General features: G+C 67.4%; 14 protein-coding genes, 2 rRNA genes, 1 other RNA gene and 1 riboswitch. Of the genes, 7 read left to right on the top strand and 10 right to left on the bottom strand.

Annotated features, from left to right (window positions below; all coding sequences use genetic code 11):
* Window positions 1-540: 540 nt before the first annotated feature.
* Window positions 541-2,235: a HAMP domain-containing methyl-accepting chemotaxis protein gene (locus AAG816_RS15170; protein ID WP_341990490.1), complete on the top strand. Its 1,695-nt coding sequence runs from the start codon at window positions 541-543 to the stop codon at window positions 2,233-2,235.
* A 146-nt stretch (window positions 2,236-2,381) separates the two neighbouring features.
* On the opposite strand, the gene mraY is transcribed toward AAG816_RS15170, so the two are convergent.
* The 7 genes from mraY to mraZ all read right to left on the bottom strand — a co-directional run bounded on the left by mraY (window position 2,382) and on the right by mraZ (window position 10,532).
* Complete coding sequence (mraY, locus tag AAG816_RS15175) at window positions 2,382-3,467, bottom strand: phospho-N-acetylmuramoyl-pentapeptide-transferase (RefSeq protein WP_341990491.1); 1,086 nt, start codon at window positions 3,465-3,467, stop codon at window positions 2,382-2,384.
* Between the two features lie 4 nt (window positions 3,468-3,471).
* On the bottom strand, window positions 3,472-4,902 hold the full coding sequence (locus AAG816_RS15180) for a UDP-N-acetylmuramoylalanyl-D-glutamyl-2,6-diaminopimelate--D-alanyl-D-alanine ligase (protein ID WP_341990492.1): 1,431 nt from the start codon (window positions 4,900-4,902) through the stop codon (window positions 3,472-3,474).
* On the bottom strand, window positions 4,899-6,344 hold the full coding sequence (locus AAG816_RS15185; RefSeq protein WP_341990493.1) for a UDP-N-acetylmuramoyl-L-alanyl-D-glutamate--2,6-diaminopimelate ligase: 1,446 nt from the start codon (window positions 6,342-6,344) through the stop codon (window positions 4,899-4,901). Before AAG816_RS15185 ends, AAG816_RS15180 begins: the two co-directional genes overlap by 4 nt.
* Before the next feature lie 103 nt (window positions 6,345-6,447).
* Complete coding sequence (locus AAG816_RS15190; protein WP_341990494.1) at window positions 6,448-8,373, bottom strand: penicillin-binding protein 2; 1,926 nt, start codon at window positions 8,371-8,373, stop codon at window positions 6,448-6,450.
* A gap of 13 nt (window positions 8,374-8,386) precedes the next feature.
* Window positions 8,387-9,022, bottom strand: a complete 636-nt coding sequence (locus tag AAG816_RS15195; RefSeq protein WP_341990495.1) for a hypothetical protein — start codon at window positions 9,020-9,022, stop codon at window positions 8,387-8,389.
* Window positions 9,022-10,062, bottom strand: a complete 1,041-nt coding sequence (gene rsmH, locus AAG816_RS15200; RefSeq protein WP_341990496.1) for a 16S rRNA (cytosine(1402)-N(4))-methyltransferase RsmH — start codon at window positions 10,060-10,062, stop codon at window positions 9,022-9,024. The genes AAG816_RS15195 and rsmH overlap by 1 nt, the downstream gene beginning before the upstream one ends.
* Window positions 10,059-10,532, bottom strand: a complete 474-nt coding sequence (gene mraZ, locus AAG816_RS15205; RefSeq protein ID WP_341990497.1) for a division/cell wall cluster transcriptional repressor MraZ — start codon at window positions 10,530-10,532, stop codon at window positions 10,059-10,061. The genes rsmH and mraZ overlap by 4 nt, the downstream gene beginning before the upstream one ends.
* Window positions 10,533-10,813: 281 nt before the next feature.
* Here mraZ and AAG816_RS15210 point away from each other — a divergent pair, with 281 nt between their 5' ends.
* From AAG816_RS15210 to rnpB, 3 genes are all read left to right on the top strand, one after another.
* Entirely contained in the window at window positions 10,814-11,524 is a 711-nt protein-coding gene (locus AAG816_RS15210) for a TerB family tellurite resistance protein (RefSeq protein WP_341990498.1), read from the top strand.
* A gap of 135 nt (window positions 11,525-11,659) precedes the next feature.
* Window positions 11,660-12,523 carry an N-acetylmuramoyl-L-alanine amidase gene (locus AAG816_RS15215; protein WP_341990499.1) on the top strand — a complete coding sequence of 288 codons (864 nt, stop codon included), beginning with the start codon at window positions 11,660-11,662 and terminating at the stop codon, window positions 12,521-12,523.
* Window positions 12,524-12,555: 32 nt separating this feature from the next.
* Window positions 12,556-12,938: RNase P RNA component class A (rnpB, locus tag AAG816_RS15220), an RNA gene on the top strand.
* A 583-nt stretch (window positions 12,939-13,521) separates the two neighbouring features.
* Here rnpB and AAG816_RS15225 read toward each other — a convergent pair.
* The gene (locus tag AAG816_RS15225; protein ID WP_341990500.1) at window positions 13,522-15,468 is read right to left on the bottom strand and encodes a cytochrome c; all 1,947 of its coding nucleotides are present in this window, start codon (window positions 15,466-15,468) and stop codon (window positions 13,522-13,524) included.
* 149 nt (window positions 15,469-15,617) lie between these two features.
* On the opposite strand from AAG816_RS15225, the gene ligA reads away from it, so the two are divergent.
* From ligA to AAG816_RS15240, 3 genes are all read left to right on the top strand, one after another.
* Window positions 15,618-17,822 (top strand): NAD-dependent DNA ligase LigA, encoded by a 2,205-nt coding sequence (gene ligA / locus AAG816_RS15230; protein WP_341990501.1) that lies wholly within the window; start codon window positions 15,618-15,620, stop codon window positions 17,820-17,822.
* A 60-nt stretch (window positions 17,823-17,882) separates the two neighbouring features.
* Window positions 17,883-18,092, top strand: a riboswitch (cobalamin riboswitch).
* A 135-nt stretch (window positions 18,093-18,227) separates the two neighbouring features.
* Entirely contained in the window at window positions 18,228-18,884 is a 657-nt protein-coding gene (locus AAG816_RS15235; protein ID WP_341990502.1) for an energy-coupling factor ABC transporter permease, read from the top strand.
* 252 nt (window positions 18,885-19,136) lie between these two features.
* Window positions 19,137-19,571 (top strand): pyridoxamine 5'-phosphate oxidase family protein, encoded by a 435-nt coding sequence (locus tag AAG816_RS15240; protein WP_341990503.1) that lies wholly within the window; start codon window positions 19,137-19,139, stop codon window positions 19,569-19,571.
* A gap of 152 nt (window positions 19,572-19,723) precedes the next feature.
* Here AAG816_RS15240 and rrf read toward each other — a convergent pair.
* Window positions 19,724-19,838: ribosomal RNA gene (rrf, locus tag AAG816_RS15245) — 5S ribosomal RNA — on the bottom strand.
* A 66-nt stretch (window positions 19,839-19,904) separates the two neighbouring features.
* Window positions 19,905-20,242 (bottom strand): 23S ribosomal RNA (locus AAG816_RS15250); the annotation flags it as partial.

Consider the following 20,242-nt stretch of genomic DNA (forward strand, 5'->3'; position numbering starts at 1 on the left):
ACGGCGCCGCCGATCTGGCGGGCGAGACGCGGCAGGCGAGGCGCGGAACGGCTGATCGGCATGGGGTCCCCTCCGGAAATCTGCCTCGGGCTTCGCAAGCGCCGTGCCAAGCCATGCGGGCCGGGCGGTTCCCCCTCGCCCGGCGCGGAGCGCGGCAGGCCTGGGGGGTTGATCGCTCAACCTTCGGGCAGAAGGCGCCAAAAATGGCGCCATATTGAATGCGATTATACGCAATAATCGTATACGATTTCTCAAGAAGCGGGCAACGCCAACGGTTTCCGCCGATGCGAACACCAACGCTGCCGCTACAGCATGCACCGCCGCGAGCCGATCGCATACAATTCCGCCTAAGATTTCAGCGGCGCCCCTGCGAGACGCCGCATCTGCAGAGGCCTCGGCGCCGTCGGCTCGGACGGGGCCGCCCGGGGAGCGGCACGGCGACGTCGCCTTGGCAAGCTCAGGGCAAGCCCGGCACAAGCGAGCCCCCTGACAAGTGATCAGGCAGACATAATTAAGTCTTATTCACATCGAGATTGCCCCATGTCGTATGCGAACCTTACCATGAGCTGGAAAGTGGTGAGCTTGCTGCTCGCGCTTGGCCTTGTCAGTATCGGCGGCGCTTATTATGCGACATTCAATATGTCGTCCGTTGATCAGATGTATACAGACATCATTGATGGGCCTGAGGTTGCCATATTAAGTCTCGCGCGCACCAATCGCGCCCAGCTCGCGGCCTCCAATGCTCTTTATCGCAATATCATTGCGACCAGCGAGGCCGAGAACAAAGCCGCCGATGCGGCCCGCATCGGCGCCGTGAAGCTGTTTGATCAAAATATCGATCAAGCCAAGAAATCGGCGCCAGAATTTGCCGATAAAATCGGAGCGGTCGCGCAGAAGTTCCATCATGTGGTGGACAATGTGTGCTCAGGCGTCATCAAGACCGCCAATGGCGGAACCGAAAACGCGGGCAATGCACGCGCGGGCAAACTGATGGTCGAGCAGTGCGAGCCCGAGATGGCCCAGGTGCTGGCCTCCTCCATGGCCGTGACCCGGCTCATCATCGAAGAGGTTGCCCGGAGAAACGCGGCAGGCACGGTGGCGACCAATAATACCAACCGCCTCCTGCTCGGCGGCATCTCCGCCGCCACGCTCGCGGTGATCGCACTGGCGGTGCTGCTGGTGCGACGTGGGATCGTGACGCCGATCAAGGGCATGATGGGGGTCATGGCGGCCATGGGGAAAGGCGATCTCGATCGCCCCGTGGACGGAACCACGCGCGCCGACGAGATCGGCGCCATGTCGAGGACATTGGACGTCCTGCGCGATCAACTGATCGCGGCCGATCAGGCGCGCCATGAACAGGCCGCACGCGAAGAGGCCGAGCGACAGGTTCTGGCCAGGCGGGAAGAACTGGCGCAACGGTTCGTGGCCCAAATGCAGGACCTGGCCGCCAGTTTCGCCAAGTCTTCGGGCGAAGTCGCGGTGTCAGCCCGCAATCTCTCCTCCACGGCGGACGAGACCTCCCGTCAGGCGCAGGCGGTGGCCGCGGCCGCCGAGGAAGCCGCGACCAATGTGCAGACCGTGGCGGCCTCGTCGGAAGAACTGGCGGCATCGGTGCGCGAGATCTCCAGCCAGGTCAGCCATTCGGCCGAAGTGGCCGATATCGCCTTCAAAGAGGCGGAGGCCTCCAATGCGCGGATCGGCGACCTGTTGGTCGCCGCCACGGCCATCGGCGATGTGCTCAATCTGATCGAGGGGATTGCCAGCCAGACCAACCTCCTCGCCCTCAATGCCACCATCGAGGCGGCCCGTGCCGGCGAAGCCGGCAAGGGCTTTGCCGTGGTGGCGTCAGAAGTGAAGCAACTCGCGGCCCAGACCGCGACCGCAACCGCCGACATCTCCGCCCGGATCAGCGAGATCCAACTGGCCACCAACGGAACCGTGGCCTCCATGGCCGAAATCGTTCGGGTCATCTCCGACATCAAGCAGATCTCCGCCGCCATCGCCGGTGCGGTGGAGGAGCAAGGTACGGCCACCGGCGAGATTGCCCAGAACTGCCAGCAGGCGGCCACCGGAACGCAGCAGGTCACCTCGAACATCGGCGGCGTCGGTCGCGCCGCCGAGATGACGGGCTCGGCGTCCACCCAGCTGCTATCCCTGTCGGAAGGGCTGTCGAGCCAGGCCACCGATCTGCGCAGCGTCGTCGAGACCTTCGTGCGCGACCTGCGAGCGTGACGTCAGGACCGCAGCGCTGCGGCGGCTCCCGGGCGGCGGCCATGGCTGACCGGTCAGGGGGCCGGGCAGCAGTGGCGGGCCGGCCGGGGGATGAAACGGCCGGGGCCGGGCGACCGGCCCCCGCCGGCGAGGCGCCGAATGCGCGCTCAGCGCAGCTTGAGGGTGGCCAGGCCCAGCAGGGCCAGCACCACGGCGACGATCCAGAACCGGATCACCACCTGGCTCTCGGTCCAGCCCAATTGCTCGAAATGGTGGTGGATGGGCGCCATGCGGAACACCCGTTTGCCGGTGAGGCGGAACGAGACCACCTGCACGATCACCGACACCGCCTCCAGCACGAACAGGCCGCCGATCACCGCCAGCACGATCTCATGCTTGGTGGCGACCGCAATGGTGCCCAAGAGGCCGCCCAGGGCCAGCGAGCCGGTGTCGCCCATGAAGATCTGCGCCGGGGGGGCGTTGAACCACAGGAAGCCCAGCCCCGCGCCGATGATGGCGCCGCAGATCACCGCCAGTTCGCCCACGCCGGCCACATAATGGATCTGCAGATAGTCCGCGAACACCACGTTGCCGGAGAGATAGGAGATCACCCCGAACGAGCCGGCGGCGATCATCACCGGCACGATGGCGAGGCCGTCGAGCCCGTCGGTGAGGTTCACCGCATTGCCCGCCGCCACGATGACGAAGGCGCCGAACACCACGAAGAACCAGCCCAGATCCAGCAGCAGATCCTTGAAGAACGGGAAGGACACCGAGCTGGACAGCCCCGTCCGGCCCGCATTGAGGATCACCACCACGGCGACGCCGGCAATCACCGCCTCGATGGCCAGGCGCGCCTTGCCGGAGAAGCCCGCATGGCTTTGGCGGGTCACTTTCAGATAGTCGTCATAAAAGCCGATCAGGCCGAAGCCCGTGGTCACGAACAGCACCACCCAGACATAGATGTTGGACAGATTGGCCCACAGCAGGGTGGCCACCATCAGCCCAGAGAAGATCATCAGCCCGCCCATGGTGGGCGTGCCCTTCTTGGTCAGCAGATGCGACTGGGGGCCATCGGCGCGGATCGGCTGCCCCTTGCCCTGCTTCAGGCGCAAGGTGGAGATGATGCCCGGCCCGAACAGGAACACGAACAGCACCGCGGTGACGATGGCGCCGCCGGTGCGGAAGGTGATGTAGCGAAAGACGTTGAAGGCGGGAAAGGTGTCGTGAAGCTGCGCGAGCCACTGGAGCATAAGTCTATCCTTCGAGCAGCGCGTCCCCGGAGACCCTGAAGCGGTCGGAGAGGGCTTTGACCAGCGGCGCCATGCGGCTGCCGTTGGAGCCCTTCACCATCAGGGTATCGCCGGCCCGGATGGCAGCGGAGATCATGGGTTCAAGGTGGGAGGCGTGCACCGCATAGCCGCCGCGCCGCGCCGAGGGCAATTCCTGCCACAGCGCATGCATCAAGGGCCCGGCGCAGAACACCGTGTCGATCTTGGCGGCGGCCAGCGCCTGTGCCAGTTCGCGATGATGGGTCTCGCCCTCGGTGCCCAGTTCCAGCATGTCGCCGAGCACGGCGATACGCCGCCCGCGCGACCCCACCGGGGTGCGGGACAGAACGTCGATGGCGGCACGCATGGAGGCCGGATTGGCGTTGTAGCTCTCGTCCAGAAGCGTCGCCGTACCGCCGGCCAGGGCCAGGTCCAGCGCAACGCCGCGGCCGGGCGGAGGCCGCAGACGGGCCAGCGACACCGCCGCCAGCGCCAGGTCCGCCCCCAGCAAGTGCACCGCCGCCAGCACCGCCAGCGCATTCTGCACGATATGGCGGCCGGGCATGCCGACCTTGAGCGTGACCTTGGTGCCCATCACATCCGCCACCAGGACCGAGCAGCGCGGGTCCAGCGCCACATCGAGCAAGCGCACGTCGCTGGCCGGATCGGCGCCGAAGCTGACGATCCGCTCCACGCCCTTGCGCCGGGCGCTCGCGGCCAGCCGCTCGAACTGGGCATTGTCGCGATTGAGCACCGCGGTGCCGCCCGGCTCCAGCCCGTCGAAAATCTCCGCCTTGGCGTCGGCAATCTCCTCGATGCCGGCGAACTGGGCGATATGGACCGCCTCCACCGTGGTGATCACCGCCACCTGCGGGCGCACCATCTGCACCAGCGGCGTGATCTCGCCGGGATGGTTCATGCCGATCTCGAACACCCCGAACCGCGCCTCGCGCGGCATCCGGGCCAAGGACAGCGGCACGCCCCAATGATTGTTGTAGGAGGCTGCCGAGGCGTGGGTCTCGCCCTCGGGCGACAGCGCCAGGCGCAACGCCTCCTTGGTGGTGGTCTTGCCCACCGAGCCGGTGACGGCGACGATGCCTGCCGTCGAGCGGGCGCGCGCGGCACGGCCGAGGTCGGTCAAGGCGGCCAGCACGTCCGGCACCACCAGCAGCGGGCCATCGGCCATCAGGTCGGCCTTGTCGGCGGCCACCACCGCCACGGCGGCCCCGCCCGCCACGGCGCGGTCCACATAGGCATGGCCGTCGCTATTCTCGCCGGTGATGGCGAAGAAGGCATCGCCGGGCGCCAGGGTGCGGGTGTCGATAGAGATGCCGGTGGTGTCCCGCACGTGCCCGCGGACCTGCCCGCCGGTGGCGGCCGTCAGTTCGTCCGGGGTGAATAAAATGCGCGCGCTCATGCTCCCACCTCCCCCAGGGCGGCGAGAACGGCCGCAGTGTCCGAGAACGGATACGTCCGGTCGCCTATGATTTGGCCGGTTTCGTGGCCTTTGCCCGCCACCACCAGAACATCCCCAGGCTGAAGCATCATGACAGCCGCCCGGATCGCCTCGTCCCGCGCCGCGATTTCGCGGGCGCCGGGGGCGGCGGCCAGGATTTCCGCCCGGATGGCGGCGGGGTCCTCGCTGCGCGGATTGTCGTCGGTGACGATCACCACGTCGGCTTTCTCCGCCGCGATCGCCCCCATGATCCGGCGCTTGCCGCGATCGCGGTCGCCGCCGCAGCCGAACACCGCGATCAGCCGGCCGGTGGTGGCGGCGCGCAAGGTGTCCAGCACGGTGGCGAGGGCCTCGGGCTTGTGGGCATAGTCCACGAACACCGGGCGGACGGGATCGGCGCCGATGCGCTCCAGCCGCCCCGGCACGCCGGTGAGAAACGGCAGCGCCGCCAGGGCTTCCACCAGCGGCACGCCGCCCGCCGCCGCCAGGCTTGCGGCCAGCAGCGCATTGTCGGCCTGGAACCGGCCCACCAGGGGCAGCAGGATGTCCGGCCGGTCGGCGAAGCGGATGCGCTGGGCGGGGCCTTCGGGGGTGATCTCGGTCACATTCAGATCGCCATCGGGGCCGATGGCGAAGCTGCGCAGGCCGCGGGTGCGGGCATAGGCCAAGGTGGTGGCGCCGAACGGCGCGTCGCTGGCCGCCACCGCCTGCGCGGTCATGGGCAGCAGTTCGGTGAACAGCCGCAATTTGGCGTGATAATAGGCCTCCACCGTGGGGTGGTAGTCCAGATGGTCGCGGCCCAGATTGGTGAAGCCGCCCGCCGCCAGCCGCACCCCATCCAGGCGCCGCTGGTCGAGCCCGTGGGACGAGGCTTCCAGCGCCATATGGGTGATGCCGGCGCCCGCCAGCCGGTCGAGCGTCGCATGCAGGTCCACCGGGTCCGGCGAGGTCAGGCCGCCATAGGCCGCCTCCCCCGGCGCGATCAGGCCGAGCGTGCCGAGATACGCCGCCTTCAGCCCCAGATGGCTCCAGATCTGCCGCAGGAATTCCGCCACCGAGGTCTTGCCGGCGGTGCCGGTGATGGCCACCACCGTCTGCGGCTGGCGCGGATGCAGCCGGGCCGCCGCCAGGGCAAGCGAGCGGCGCACATCCAGCGAGAAGGCCAGCGGCACCGCCATGGCCGGGGGCGCGCCGGTGGGCTCCATCAGCACCGCGCCGGCGCCCTTGGCCAGCGCATCGGCCACGAACCGCGCCCCGTCCGCGCGGGTGCCGGGCACGGCGATGAACAGCATGCCGGGCTGAACCTTGCGGCTGTCGGCGGTGATGCCGGACACGCGGACGCCTTCGGCCGCGCCCTGCACAAGGCGGGCATGGCCGGCGAGCAGATGGAGCAGATCCGCCATGGGCGCCTTCTTAAAATCAAATGGCGCGGGCACTCCCTGGCGCCGCGCGCAAAACCTCAGGTCACCGGCCGGACCCCGGCCGGATGAAATGGCGCCGGGCGCCCTATTGCCGCTCGGCCACCTTCTGCTGGATTGCCCGCAGCATCTGGTCGGCACCGGGCAAATTCTCGCGCGGCGCCACGTTCAGCATGGGGGCGATGCGCTCGACGATCTTGCCGGCGGTGGGCGCCGCATTCCAGCCCGAGGTGGCATAGCCATAGGTGCCGGGAACCGCCTGCGGCTCGTCCAGCATCACCAGAACCAGATATTGCGGCTTATCCATGGGGAAGATGGCGGTGAACGAGGTCAGCAGCTTGGTCTTGGAATAGCGCCCGTCCACCACCTTCTCGGCGGTGCCGGTCTTGGCGCCCACCAGATAGCCGGGCACGTTGGCGCTCTTGCCGGAGCCCTTTTCCACATTGAGGCGCAGCAGATAGCGCATCTTGTCGGAGGTTTCCGGCTTCAGCACGCGGGTGGCCACCTTCATGGCGTCCTCCTCCGAGCGCTTCATGAAGGTGGGCGGAATGAGGAAACCGCCGTTGACCATGGAATTCACCGCCATCACCGCCTGCAGCGGGGCCACCGCGATGCCGTGGCCGAAGGCGATGGTGGCCGAGTTCAATTCGCCCCAGCGCTTGGGCACGATGGGCTCGGCGCTTTCCGGCAGTTCGGTGCGCAGCCGGTCCATTTGTCCCATCTTCTTCAGGAACGCCTTGTGCGCCTCCACGCCCAGGCTCAGCACCATCTTCGCGGTGCCGATGTTGGACGAGACGATGAAGATCTCCGGCACCTGGAGCACCCGGTTCTCCGCATGGAAATCATGGATGGCGAAGCGCCCGAACGACAGCGATCCGCGGGCGTCGAAGGATGAGGTCAGCCCGATCTTGCCGGAATCCAGCGCCATGGCGAAGGACAGCGACTTGAAGGTGGAGCCCATCTCGAACACGCCGGTGGTGAGGCGGTTCAAATGGGCATTGTCGCGCGGATCGTTGGACTGGTTGGGATCGAAGTCGGGCAGCGACACCATGGAGACGATCTCGCCGGTGCGCACATTGGTCACCAGGCCCATGGCCGCCTTGGCCTTGAACTTGTCCTTCGCCTTCAGCAATTCGTCGCGCACCGCGTGCTGCACCCGCGCGTCCATGGACAGGGCCACCGGCTCCTGCTGGCGATCGGTGGCGAAACCGGCCATGTGCAGTTCGGCCAGGCCCCGCCCGTCGATATATTTCTCGAGGCCCGCGATGCCCTGGTTGTCCACGTTCACATTGCCGATGACGTGGGAGAAGGTGGGGCCGTCGGGATAGATGCGGCGGTTTTCCCGCACGAAGCCGATGCCGGGAAAGCCCAGGCGATAGACCGCCTTCTGCTGCGCCGGGGTGATCTCGCGCTTCAGCCAGGCAAAGCCCTTCTTGGAATTCAGCCGCGCCCGCACTTCGGCCACGTCCAGGTCCGGCATGACCTTGAGCAGGCCTTCCAGGGTCTCGTCGGGATCGATCAGGCGCTTGGGCTCGGCGAACAAGGACGGCGACTTCACGTCGATGGCTAGCACGTCGCCATTGCGGTCGACGATGTCCGGCCGGGCGGAGGCCACCGCCTCGGAGCCGCCGCCGCGCACGCCGTTGGGGTCGGAGGTCAAAGCCAGGATCACCAGGCGCCCGCCGATGGCCACGAACACCAGCGAGAAGCCAAGAATCAGGAATTTCAGGCGCGCCCGCGCCACCGTCTCCTGGTCCACGCGGTCCAGGCCGAACAGGCCGCGGAAAATGAAGATGGAGGCGCGATAGCTGAAGATCACCAGCCCCACCAGCTTCATCACGAACCAGCGGCAGATGCGGTAGATGCGCAGCACGATCCAGCGGGCGATGCCATAGATCAGCCGGCCGATGGCCGCCACGATCCGCCACAGCACCATCAGGATGAATCGACCGACGACGGTGGCCGCGCGGCCGAGGATCTGGCCGGCCCGCACGAGGGGTTGGGGAAGGGTCATCTGGCGGGCCTCGTCAGTGCGTGCTGCCGGGCAGAATTCCCGGCGGCAGGAGGGCGCCCAAGGCGGCGAAGGGATTGAACGGGGCCGGCGGCGCGGCGGGCGGCGGGGCCGCCTGGGGCACAGCACCGGAGGGGGCGGCGGCGGGCGCGGCATTGCGGGCCACGGGGGTACCGGTGCGCTCCTTGGCGGCGGGCTTGGCCACCGGCGCATTGGGATTGCGCAAGGCCGAGGCGGCAGGCGGACCGGAGGCGCCGGACCCGGTCGCAGCGGCGGGACTGCGCTCGGCGGGGCCGGGCTTGGTCACGGTGGAGGTGGTGAGTGGGGCGTCCACCAGCGCCTCGATCATGCCGCCGATGCCATCGCCATTGGCGGAGGGCTTCTCAGGCAGATCGTCGAGGGTGGAGATGTTGTCGGAGGAGAGCGGCTGGAGATCCAGATGGCGCTGCACCAAGCCCTGCACATAGAGCGGCGCGGTGCGGCGGGCCCATTCCGCGCGCATGATGGCAATCGAATCACGCTCCGCCCGGATCGCGGCACGCAGATGGGCCAGGCGTTCCGCCTCGGCCGTCGAAGCGTACTTCACCTGATAAACCACTGCGGCGGTCACGAGCAGCGCCAGAACCATCAACAGGTTGGCGATGCGGAACATCAGCTGCGTCTCCGCCCTCGGCGTTGTGACAGATCGGCGGGCAAAAGCCCCGCCAGGTCACCATCCGGATGCGCCGGGGTTTCCGTGCGCTCGGCCGCGCGAAGTTTCGCGGACCGGGCACGCGGATTGCCTGCCACTTCTTCGGAGCCGGGCTCCACCATTCCCTTGGCGATGAGCCGGAACGAGGGAGCCGGCCCCTCCGCTTGCGGCATGTGGCGCGACGCGGAAGGTGCCTTGCTCCGATGTGACAGAAAAGTCTTAACGATCCTGTCTTCCAGGGAATGGAAGGTCACCACCACCAGCCGCCCGCCGGGCTTCAGCGCCCGCTCGGCGGCGGCCAGAGCCCGCACAAGCTCATGCAATTCCTCATTCACCGCGATGCGCAGCGCCTGGAAGGTGCGGGTGGCAGGGTGCATTTCGCCGGGCTTGGCCCACACCACCTTGGACACGATCTCGGCCAATTGGGTGGTGCGGGTGATGGGCGATTCGGCCCGGGCGGTCACGATCGCCTTGGCGATCTGGCGCGAGAAGCGCTCCTCGCCCAGGGACCAGATGATATGCGCCAGTTCCGCCTCTTCCAGGTCCGCCACCAGATCGGCGGCGGAGGGCACGTCGCCGCCCATGCGCATGTCCAATGGGCCGTCGCGGCGGAACGAGAAGCCGCGCTCGGCCTGGTCCAGCTGCATGGAGGACACGCCGATATCCAGCACCACGCCGTCCAGCGGCGCAAAGCCGAGATTGGCGGCCAGGATATCGAGATGGGAGAAGCGGTCTTCCGCCAGGGTCAGCCGGCCGTTGGCCGCCAGCACCAGATCGGCGCCGGCGGCGATGGCGGTCTGGTCGCGGTCGATGGCCAGCACGCGGCAGTCCGCCGCGCCGAGGATCGCCCGGGTATAACCTCCCGCGCCGAAGGTACCGTCCACGTAAGTGGCGGCGTCCTTCGGCGCGAGGTGCGCGAGAACCTCGGTGAGCATCACCGGAAGATGACGGGCCGGTCCGCCAGCGGCGTCGGTGGGTCCGACCCCGCGACCCGTCGTCATCCTATGCTGCTCCCCTCGTTCTCTGCTCTGGAACCGAGCGCGTGCCGAAGCTGACGCACCTTCTCCCGGGCCTCCGCGAGGTGGGTGCGAAATCGCTCCGGTTCCCAGATCCGGAATTTGTGTCCCAGCCCCACGAAGGTCACCTGGTCGGTGATGGCCGCGTGGTGCTTCAAGCTGTCGGTGAGGACCACCCGGCCCTCCGAGTCGATCTTCAACGTCTCGGTGGTGCCGTACAGCGCCGCTGCCAGCTCCTCGCGCGCCTCCGAATAGGGCGGATAGCGATCGATCAACGCTTCGATCTCCGCCATCAGGCGCGAACCGCCCGCATCCAGCGCCGGCTCGGCGAGGCTGGGGTGGCAATACAAAAGGTCGGTCCCGTCCTTGGCCAGCACGGTCCGGTAGGGCGCGGGAATGGACACCCGGCCCTTGGAGTCAAGGCGCATCGTGTAGGTGGACACGAAGCGATCCATGACGCCCGCGAAACCCCCAGAGCTGGTGAAGAACGCTCCCCACCGGCGGCTACAGCCGCCGTCCTTGAGACGCGACCGGAGGCGCCGCCATACGCGCTGACCCCTCCGGATGGGTGCATTTGGGTTAACATGGGATGATATGGGCGTCAATGGATTCAGGCTGGGACTGCAACCGACGTTAACCCTTCATCAACCTTAATGATCCGTTGATATTGTTGAGCGAACAGGCTCATGTGGCGGTGTTCCAGGCGGGCGGGGGCAAGTGGCGTGGAGCGCAAGACGTGAAGCAAGTCACCGGTCTGATCGGCGGTGCGGGCGTGGGGCTCGCCTTGGGCGGCCCCTTGGGCGCGCTGGTGGGCGGACTGGCCGGATACGCGATCGATCGCCTGCTGGCTCCCGCGCCACGACCCGCCGCCTTCTCCATCGCCCTCATCGCCTTATGCGCCAAGATGGCCAAGGCGGATGGGGTGGTGGTGCCCGTTGAAGTGGCTGCGTTTCGCCAGGTTTTCGATATTCCCCCTGAGGATCTCGCAGGAGTGGCCCGCGTGTTTGATCTCGCACGGCAAGACACCGCTGGATTCGAATCCTACGCCAAGCAGATCGGCGCCTTGTTCGCCGACGAGCCGGAAACGCGTGAGGATTTGCTGGATGCCCTGTTTCACGTGGCCAAGGCCGACCACGCGCTGCACCCGGACGAACTGATCTTCCTGCAGAAGGTCGGGGCGCTGCTGGGGTTCGAGGGCACCGCCTATGACCGCATCGAGGCCCGCCATGTGCGCCGCCCCGGTGATCCCTATGCGGTGCTCGATCTGCCGCCCGACGCCACCGACGCCCAGATCAAGGCCCGCTGGCGCATCCTGGTGGGCGAGCATCATCCCGACCGCCTGCTCTCCCGCGGCCTGCCGCCGGTGGCCATCAAGCTGGCCAACGACCGGGTGGCGGCGGTCAATGCCGCTTATGCGCGGATCCAGGCCCTGCGGACCGCCGGCTGAACGGTCCGGCGCGCCCGCGGCGATGGGATTCCCTGGCGCCGGAAGCTCCTCTAGAGTGATCCGCACCGATGCGGGGCGGCGGGCGCGATGTCACGTCCACATCGTCCCATGCGCGCCCATGCCTTGAGAGTCCCTGTGCCCGATCCCTCGCTTCCCTTCGCCCCCGACAGTGGCCTCGTCAGCATCCTCGCCCCCTCCCCCAACCATGGGGAGCGCCGAACCGGCATCGACATGCTGGTGCTGCACTATACCGGCATGGAGAGCGCCGAAGCGGCCATCGACCTGCTGCGCAGCCCCACGGCGGAGGTCTCCTGCCATTATGTGGTGCGGGAGGACGGCGCCGTGGTGCAGATGGTGCCCGAAGCCCGCCGCGCCTGGCATGCGGGCGCCTCGCACTGGGAAGGCCGGGACGACACCAATTCCCGCTCCATCGGCATCGAGGTGGTGAACCGCGGCCACGGGCTGGGCTATCCGGATTTTCCGCAGGTGCAGGTCACCGCCGTGGCCGCGCTCTGCGCCGATATCATCGCCCGCCATTCCATCCGCGCCGACCGGGTGCTGGCCCATTCCGACGTCGCCCCCCTGCGCAAGGACGATCCGGGCGAGAAATTCCCCTGGGAGTTCCTGCACCATGCGGGCGTCGGCCATTTCGTGCATGAGGCGCCCAAGGGCGGCGGCCGCTTCTTCATGCTGGGCGATGCCGGCCAGCCGGTGGCGGCGCTCCAGGCCATGCTGGCGCTCTATGGCTACGGCATCGAGGTCACCGGTCAGTATGACGCCGCGACCTTCGCGGTGGTCACCGCCTTCCAGCGCCACTTCCGCCGCTCGCAGGTGGACGGGGTGGCGGACGGCTCCACCATCCTGACCTTGCGCAATCTGATCGGCGCCCGGCCGCAGGACGGCGATGCCCCCGGCGCGGGGCATGACCATGACCACCATCACCCTCATGACCATGATCACGACCACACGGTGGGGGACGAGCCGCCGCCGCAGGCTTGACGCCCGGCGCTTCTACCCCCATTGCAGGGCCACCAGCCGGCCGGGCGGCCGCGTCACCTTCGGGTGCCGAGGAAAGTCCGGGCTCCACGGAGACACGGTGCCGGATAACGTCCGGCGGGGGTGACCCTAGGGAAAGTGCCACAGAAATGAAACCGCCTGCGCGTGCGCAGGTAAGGGTGAAACGGTGGGGTAAGAGCCCACCGCGCGACCGGCAACGGAAGCGGCACGGTAAACCCCACCGGGAGCAAGGTCGAATAGGGACGGCACGGGTCGGCGCAAGCTTGCCCAATCCGGTCTTCGGATCGTCGTCCGGGTTGACTGCCAGAGGCGCCGGGCAACCGGCGTCCTAGAGGAATGGCCGCCACGCGGGAGCAATCCCGCCGTACAGAACCCGGCTTATAGGCCGGCTGGTATTCATCACATTCGCGACGCTGCGCGCGCCCTCTCCACATGGAGGGGGCGGGCGGCGGCACATGGCCGGGCGCGCGGCGGGCCAGAATGGGCTGGGCTGGGCTGGGCGCCCAAGCTGAGCGCCGCTCCCGCCACCGTCACGCCAGCGGCGCGGGCTGGGCAGTAACGGGCGCGACCTTTCCGCCATGAGCGCGGGCTCCTCCCCCCTTGCGGGGGAGGGCAGGGAGGGGGGTGAAACGGCAGCCTACCGGTGCCCGTTCTCCGCCAAAAGGCACGCCAGGTGCACGAGATCGACCGGAGACGGCTCTTGCGAGTGACTGGAGCCACATGCAGACCCGACATCACGAGACGGATCGGCGCCCGCTCCATCCACTTGCCGCGGGGCCGATGAGGGAACGCGCTCTTCACCGGTGCGCGTTTCCCCCCTCCCCACCCCTCCCCCGCAAGGCGGGAGGGAGCGCGGGGCATGGGCGGAGAGGTTCGCGCGCCGGCAGCTCACCCAGACTTGAAGCAACTGACCGCAACAGCCGCCGGGCGTTGCGCGTCCCTGCGCCCTCCCCACCGGGAGTGGGCGCAGGGCACGGAGGCTACTTCGCCGCCACCGAGGGGGTGGGCAGCAGCTGCAGGGTGTTGATGACCTGCTGGCCGTAGCTGTTCATCAGATTGTTCTGCTCGGCGATGGAATTGCCGGGCAGCGCGGCCACCGCCGGGCAATAGGCCAGGATCAGGGCATTGGCCACGTCGGCGCGGCGGGCCTTGGGGTTCTGCTGCGCCAGCGTCACCGCAAAGGTCTTCACCGCGTCGCCGGCGATCGGCGGCTTCACCGTGCCGAGCAGCGAGACCGCCGCATCCGCCAGAGGCTTGGGCACCTGCTTGCCGTCATTGGCGGGGCAGGCCAGCTTGGTGGACAGGTTGCGCGGCTCGCGGCCCACCAGGCCGGTGCCGGCGGGCACCGCCCAGATCACCGGCACGTCCGGCATGGGCACCGCCGCCACCGCGGGCGAGAGCGCAGCGGCCACCTGCAGGGTCCAGCGGCGCAGTTCGCTGTACTTCTGCCAGTCCGGCAACTGGGTCGCGGCCACCACCGGGCAATAAGCGGCGGTCAGGGCATCCACCACCGCGCCGGGGGAGGTGTCGCTGGCGGTGGCCTTGTAGGCATCCGCCAGCTTGTCGATGGCGCGGGAGCCGCCCTGCATCATCTGTGTCAGCGAGGCGACCACGGAAGCGTCCGGCCCGGTATTGCCGGGCGCGCCGCCCACCTTGGGACAGCTGAAGGCGGAGGCGGACTGGGTGCCGTAGTCCGGCACATTGGCGGTGGCCCGCCACGCGGCGACCATGGCCGGCGTGGCATTGGGGGAAGCCTTGTTGCCCCAGGAGGTGCGGACGTAATTCGCCAGATCCGACACCTGCTGGTCCGACAGGCGACCGGCAAACGACGGCATGGCGCCATAGGTGCCGCCGGCGGGCAGGCCGCCGAGCACCGCCATGATGACATTGTACGGCTCGCTGGCCACCACCGCCGGATTGCCCACCAGCGGGGGAATGGCCACGCCCTGGCCGGTGCCCTTGGCCTGATGGCAGGGGCCGCAATTGTCGATGTAGGCGGTGGAGGCGCGCTTGTAGGCTTCCGCCGACAAGGGCGACGCCAATTCCGGCGCCGGCTTGTCCTTGGGCGGAGGGCTGTCCAGCAGATAGGTGACCATGGCGTTGATGTCGGCCACGGTCAGATAGGCCAGGCTCTCATGCACCACTTCGGCCATGGGGCCGAACACCGAGGTCTTGCCCGGCGCCGAGCCGGTGCGCAGGAATTGCGACAGATTGTCCTTGTTCCAGGTCTTCGCCAGGCTGGCGGAGGAAATGTCCGGGGCGAAATAGCCGTCGATGTCCGAGCCCTGGAACAGGTGCTTCTGCTTCACCGCGCCCATGAAATTGCGCGGCGAATGGCAATCGGAGCAGTGGCCGAGGGTTTCCACCAGATAGGCGCCGCGGTTCCAGTCGTCGCTTTTGCCGACGGTGGGCTGGAAGGTCTGCGCCTCGAAGAACAGTTCGCGCCACGCCAGCAGGCCGAGGCGGACATTGAACGGGAAGCTCAGGGCATTGTCGCGATTGGGCTGCGGGATCGCCGGGATGCGCCGCACGAACGCCCACAGCGCTTTGAGGTCATCCTCGACGATGCCGGTATAAGCGTCGAACGGCATGGCCGGATAGAGATAGGCGCCGTCCTTGCGGATGCCGTCATGCACCGCGCCCTTGAAATCCTCATAGGTCCAGGTGCCGATGCCATATTGCTTGTCGGAGGTGATGTTGACCGAATACATCACCCCGAACGGGGTCGCGAAGGACAGGCCGCCCGCATAGGGCTTCTTCGGGTCGCCGGAATGGCACGGCATGCAGTCGCCCGCGCGCGCCAGATATTCGCCCCGCGCCACCAGAGCGGCGTCGTCCGCTTGCTGCGCACTGGCGCCAAGCCCGCCCGCCAGCAGGCCCGCGACGGAGAAAACCGCCGCCAATGCTGCATTTCGTACCCGCGACATGTGCGCTCCCCTTGTACCCGCCCCTTAGCTAGCTTGGACATCTTACAGAATAGAGACAAGGCGGCATCTGGAAACCGACGGTTGTCGAAACGCACGCTGTGCGAAACGCCCGGTTGCCGAAAGGCACGCCTTCGGAGAAAACAGCCTCCATGACGTCGCCCCGCTCCCATTCCTCCGCCCGCGAAACCCCCGTCGCCGCGCTGACGCCGGACGATGCGGCCCTGGACCATGCCGCATTGGCCGCGGAGATCGCCGGCCATGACATCCGCTACCATCAGGACGACGCCCCCACCGTCTCGGACGCGGAGTACGACCGGCTGCGGCGGCGCTATGACGAGATCGAAGCGCGCTTTCCGGCCCTGACGGATGCCGCCGGCCTGTCGCAGACGGTCGGCGCGGCGCCGGCGGCCAAGTTCGCCAAGGTCACCCATCAGGTGCCCATGCTGTCCCTCTCCAACGCCTTTTCCGATGAAGAGGTGGAGGAGTTCGTGGCGCGGGTGCGGCGCTTCCTGAACCTGAGCGATTCGGACCCGGTGGCCTTCACCGCCGAGCCGAAGATCGACGGCCTGTCCTGCTCGCTGCGCTATGTGAACGGGCGGCTGGAGACCGCCGCCACCCGCGGCGATGGCAGCCAGGGCGAGGACGTGACCGCCAATGTGCGCACCATCACCGAGATTCCCGAGCGCCTGAGCGGCGACCACATCCCCGAGCTGATCGACATTCGCGGCGAGGTCTATATGAGCGGCGCGGATTTCCGCGCGCTCAATGAACGCCAGGCCGCAGCGGACAAGCCGCTGTTCGCCAATCCGCGCAATGCCGCCGCCGGCTCGCTGCGCCAATTGGATGCGGAGATCACCCGCTCTCGGCCGTTGCGCTTCTTCGCTTATGCCTGGGGCGCAGCCATCCCCGGCCCACCCGGCGGCACCCAGTTCGAGGTGGTGGCGGCCTTCGCCCGCTTCGGCCTGCCCACCAATCCCCTGACCGTGCGCGTGGACGATGCCGCCGGCCTGCTGGCGCATTTTCGCGCCATCGAGGCCCAGCGCGCCACGCTGGGCTATGACATCGACGGCGTGGTCTACAAGGTGGACGACCTGGAGCTGCAGAAGCGTCTGGGCTTCGTCTCGCGTTCGCCGCGCTGGGCGCTGGCGCACAAATTCCCCGCCGAGCAGGCCACCACCCTGGTGGAGGCCATCGACATCCAGGTGGGCCGCACCGGCGCGCTCACCCCGGTGGCCAAGCTTGCGCCCGTGACGGTTGGCGGCGTGGTGGTGACCAACGCCACCTTGCACAATGAAGATCAGATCGCGGAAAAGGACGTCCGCGTCGGCGACACAGTGGTGGTGCAGCGGGCCGGCGACGTCATCCCGCAGGTGGTCAGCGTGGTGCTGGAGAAGCGCCCAGCCGGCACCCAGCCCTACGTGTTCACCCATCGGTGCCCGGTCTGCGACAGCTTGGCCGTGCGCGAGGTGGACCCCAAGACCGGCAAGCAGGACGCGGTGCGCCGCTGCACCGGCGGCCTGATCTGCCCGGCCCAGGCGGTGGAGCGGCTGCGCCACTTCGTCTCCCGCAACGCCTTCGACATCGAAGGCCTGGGCGAGAAGCAGGCCCACGCGCTCTATGAGTGGGGCCTGATCGCCGCGCCCGCGGACATCTTCAAGCTCCAGGCCCGCAACGAGGCCTCGCTGACCCGGCTGGAAAATCGCGAGGGCTGGGGCAAGACCTCCACCCAGAATCTGTTCGCCGCCATCGACAGCCGGCGCACCATCGCGCTCGACCGCTTCATCTTCGCCCTCGGCATCCGCCATGTGGGCGAGACCAATGCCCGGCGCCTGGCCCGCCATTACGGCAGCATGACCGCTTTGCGCGACGCGGCGCTCGCGGCCGAGATGCCCTCGGAGATGGAGGCGGCGGCGGACGAGGCCGCCCCTGCCCTCATCCCGGCCCCCACCCGGCGCAAGAAGCCCCAGGGCAATGAGGTGTGGCTGGAGATGACCGACATCGACGGCATCGGCGCCGTGGTGGCGGAAGCGGTGGTGGACTTCTTCCGCGAGCCCCACAACCGCGCCGTGGTGGATGATCTTCTGCGCGAGGTGACGCCGCAGGCGCTGGAGGCGGTGGCCGCCACCTCGCCGGTGTCCGGCAAGACCGTGGTGTTCACCGGCGCGCTGGAGAAGATGACCCGCGACGAGGCCAAGGCCATGGCCGAGCGGCTGGGGGCCAAGGTGGCCGGCTCGGTCTCCGCCAAGACCGACATATTGGTCGCCGGCCCCGGCGCCGGCTCGAAGCTGGAGAAGGCCCGCACGCTGGGCGTGCACACCATCACCGAAGACGAGTGGTTCGAACTGGTGTCGTAACCATGGTTGCGGTGCTTTTCCGGCACCGCACAAAACCCTGGCAATGGGTGAGGGCAGCGCATAATCTGGCACCTTGGTGGTGCGGTCGGATCTTTCCGGCCGTGAAAAGGGAATTCGGTGCGGCGCGTTTGACTCCGCGCGCCAAGGCCGAAGCTGCCCCCGCAACTGTAAGCGATCCGGACGCGATCATTCAGCCACTGGCAAATGCCGGGAAGGCGATCGCCGACACGGTCGCGAGCCAGGAGACCTGCCACCAAGCAAGGTGTCTCAAAGCCGTCGGCGGGACGGATGGGGGTGGCTGATGTTTATCGACGGTTCCTGATCGACGCGCGCTCCGGCGGCGCGGCGCCGAGTCTCATCCCATCCCCTTCTCATCCCATCCCCCAAGTCCAAAGGCATCCTGCCATGCATATTGAACCCGGCATTCTTTCCGCGGCCAAGGTCGTCGCCGCCAACGCCGCCGCCCTCGCCACCCTCGGCGTCTATGCTCCCAAGCTGGTGCGCGCGCCCACGGAAATCGTGAAGACCGTGCTCGCCGCCGCCTTCTTCTCGGTGTTCATGGAGCTCTACCATCTCCCCGTGGGCGCCTCGGAACTGCATTTCGTCGGTGCCTCGGCGGTCTATTTCATCTTCGGCTTCGTGCCGACGCTGTTCGGCTTCGCCCTCGGCCTGCTCCTGCAGGGCGCGCTGTTCGAGCCGCAGGATCTGGTGCATCTGGGCGTGAACGCGCTGTCGCTGATGGTGCCGCTGATCGCGGTGCATGAGACCCTGGGCAAGCGCTTCTTCGCCCGCGGCGCCGAGCGCACCCCCGTCACCTGGGCCGGCATCCTGAAGTTCGACGCGGCCTATTATTCCGGCGTCGTCACCATGGTCGCCTTCTGGCTGCTGCTCGGCAACGAGGCCACCCCGGTCTATGACTGGGCGATCTTCGCCGCCTCCTATGTGCCGCTGGTGCTGTGCGAGCCCATCTTCACCTATGTGGCGCTGAAGCTGCTGGGCCGGCTGGAGACCAACGCCACCGTCAAGCGCTTCACCACCCTCGGCCAGCTCTCCGCCAGCTGACCCTCGCCCTTCGCGGCGCGCCGCGCGCGCCGCGAAGGATCAAGTCGACCGACGCACCGCATGCGCCAGCCCCTCAGGTCCCCCACGCGCGATCCGCTGCGCGGCACGCGCTGGGGCCGGACAGTCGGGGCGGTGCAGAATGTACGAAGCCCTCCGTCACGCGCGGGGGGCTTTTTTTATGGGAACCGTGGACAGGCTGGCCGGTTGGGAGGGGGTCCGCCGGCTCCGGCGGGCGATACCCACGGAGCGCTCATGTCCGACCTCACCCTTGCCGATCTGGCGAAGAAGATGGCGAAACTCGATTTCGCCATGCTGAACACGATCTCCAGCGACGGCGCCCTGAGCGGGCGGCCCATGAGCAACAACGGCGATGTGGACTATCAGGGCGACAGCTATTTCTTCGCCTATTCCGAGTCCCGCAAGGTGGCGGAGATCCGTGTCAATGCCCAGGTGAGCCTGTCGTACAGCGGCGCCATCGGCCTCTTGGGGGGATCGCCGCTCTTCATCGACGTGGCCGGCGCCGCCGCCCTCATCGCGGACACGTCCCAATATGCCGCGCACTGGAGCAAAGACCTGGACCGGTATTTCCCGGACGGCATCGACACGCCGAACATGGTGCTGATCCATGTCCGGGCGGAGACCATCCGCTATTGGGATGGCGAAGATGAAGGCGTCATCCGGCCCTGAGACGGGCGGCAGGGCGGCGCCTCAAGCACGGCCCTGCCGACGCTCCCGTTTTTCGCTTTGGGCTTCGAACAGCAAAATGCCCCCATGGTTTTCACCGATGGGGGCGTTTTGTGGTTTTGTGATCTGGGCTGATCTTCGCATGTGCTTTGCAGGCCTGGCAGCGACCTACTCTCCCGCATCTTGAGATGAAGTACCATTGGCGCAGAGGAGTTTAACGGCCGAGTTCGGGATGGGATCGGGTTCAGGCTCCTCGCAATAGCCACCAGGCCGGCGAAGCACATGTGAAGGGATGAAGCTGGTTTTAGTGTCCAAAGATGGACATGGAGGATGAGAACAATCAAGACAATCGAGCGATTAGTACTGGTAAGCTCAACGTGTCGCCACGCTTACACACCCAGCCTATCAACGTGGTGGTCTTCCACGGCTCTCAAGGGAATACTCGTTTTGAGGTGGGTTTCCCGCTTAGATGCTTTCAGCGGTTATCCCGACCGTACATAGCTACGCTGCACTGCGGCTGGCGCCACAACAGCTCCACCAGAGGTACGTTCATCCCGGTCCTCTCGTACTAGGGACAAATCCTCTCAATATTCCTACACCCACGGCAGATAGGGACCGAACTGTCTCACGACGTTCTGAACCCAGCTCACGTACCACTTTAATCGGCGAACAGC

The organism is Azorhizobium sp. AG788, from assembly GCF_943371865.1.
Lineage (GTDB): Bacteria > Pseudomonadota > Alphaproteobacteria > Rhizobiales > Xanthobacteraceae > Azorhizobium.

What these genes read in the sequence shown, in the direction of transcription:
- AAG816_RS15170 (WP_341990490.1), top strand. Translation starts at nt 541, where the DNA reads ATGTCGTATGCGAACCTTACCATGAGCTGGAAAGTGGTGAGCTTGCTG.
- mraY (WP_341990491.1), bottom strand. Translation starts at nt 3,467, where the DNA reads ATGCTCCAGTGGCTCGCGCAGCTTCACGACACCTTTCCCGCCTTCAAC.
- AAG816_RS15180 (WP_341990492.1), bottom strand. Translation starts at nt 4,902, where the DNA reads ATGAGCGCGCGCATTTTATTCACCCCGGACGAACTGACGGCCGCCACC.
- AAG816_RS15185 (WP_341990493.1), bottom strand. Translation starts at nt 6,344, where the DNA reads ATGGCGGATCTGCTCCATCTGCTCGCCGGCCATGCCCGCCTTGTGCAG.
- AAG816_RS15190 (WP_341990494.1), bottom strand. Translation starts at nt 8,373, where the DNA reads ATGACCCTTCCCCAACCCCTCGTGCGGGCCGGCCAGATCCTCGGCCGC.
- AAG816_RS15195 (WP_341990495.1), bottom strand. Translation starts at nt 9,022, where the DNA reads ATGTTCCGCATCGCCAACCTGTTGATGGTTCTGGCGCTGCTCGTGACC.
- rsmH (WP_341990496.1), bottom strand. Translation starts at nt 10,062, where the DNA reads ATGACGACGGGTCGCGGGGTCGGACCCACCGACGCCGCTGGCGGACCG.
- mraZ (WP_341990497.1), bottom strand. Translation starts at nt 10,532, where the DNA reads ATGGATCGCTTCGTGTCCACCTACACGATGCGCCTTGACTCCAAGGGC.
- AAG816_RS15225 (WP_341990500.1), bottom strand. Translation starts at nt 15,468, where the DNA reads ATGTCGCGGGTACGAAATGCAGCATTGGCGGCGGTTTTCTCCGTCGCG.
- ligA (WP_341990501.1), top strand. Translation starts at nt 15,618, where the DNA reads ATGACGTCGCCCCGCTCCCATTCCTCCGCCCGCGAAACCCCCGTCGCC.
- AAG816_RS15235 (WP_341990502.1), top strand. Translation starts at nt 18,228, where the DNA reads ATGCATATTGAACCCGGCATTCTTTCCGCGGCCAAGGTCGTCGCCGCC.
- AAG816_RS15240 (WP_341990503.1), top strand. Translation starts at nt 19,137, where the DNA reads ATGTCCGACCTCACCCTTGCCGATCTGGCGAAGAAGATGGCGAAACTC.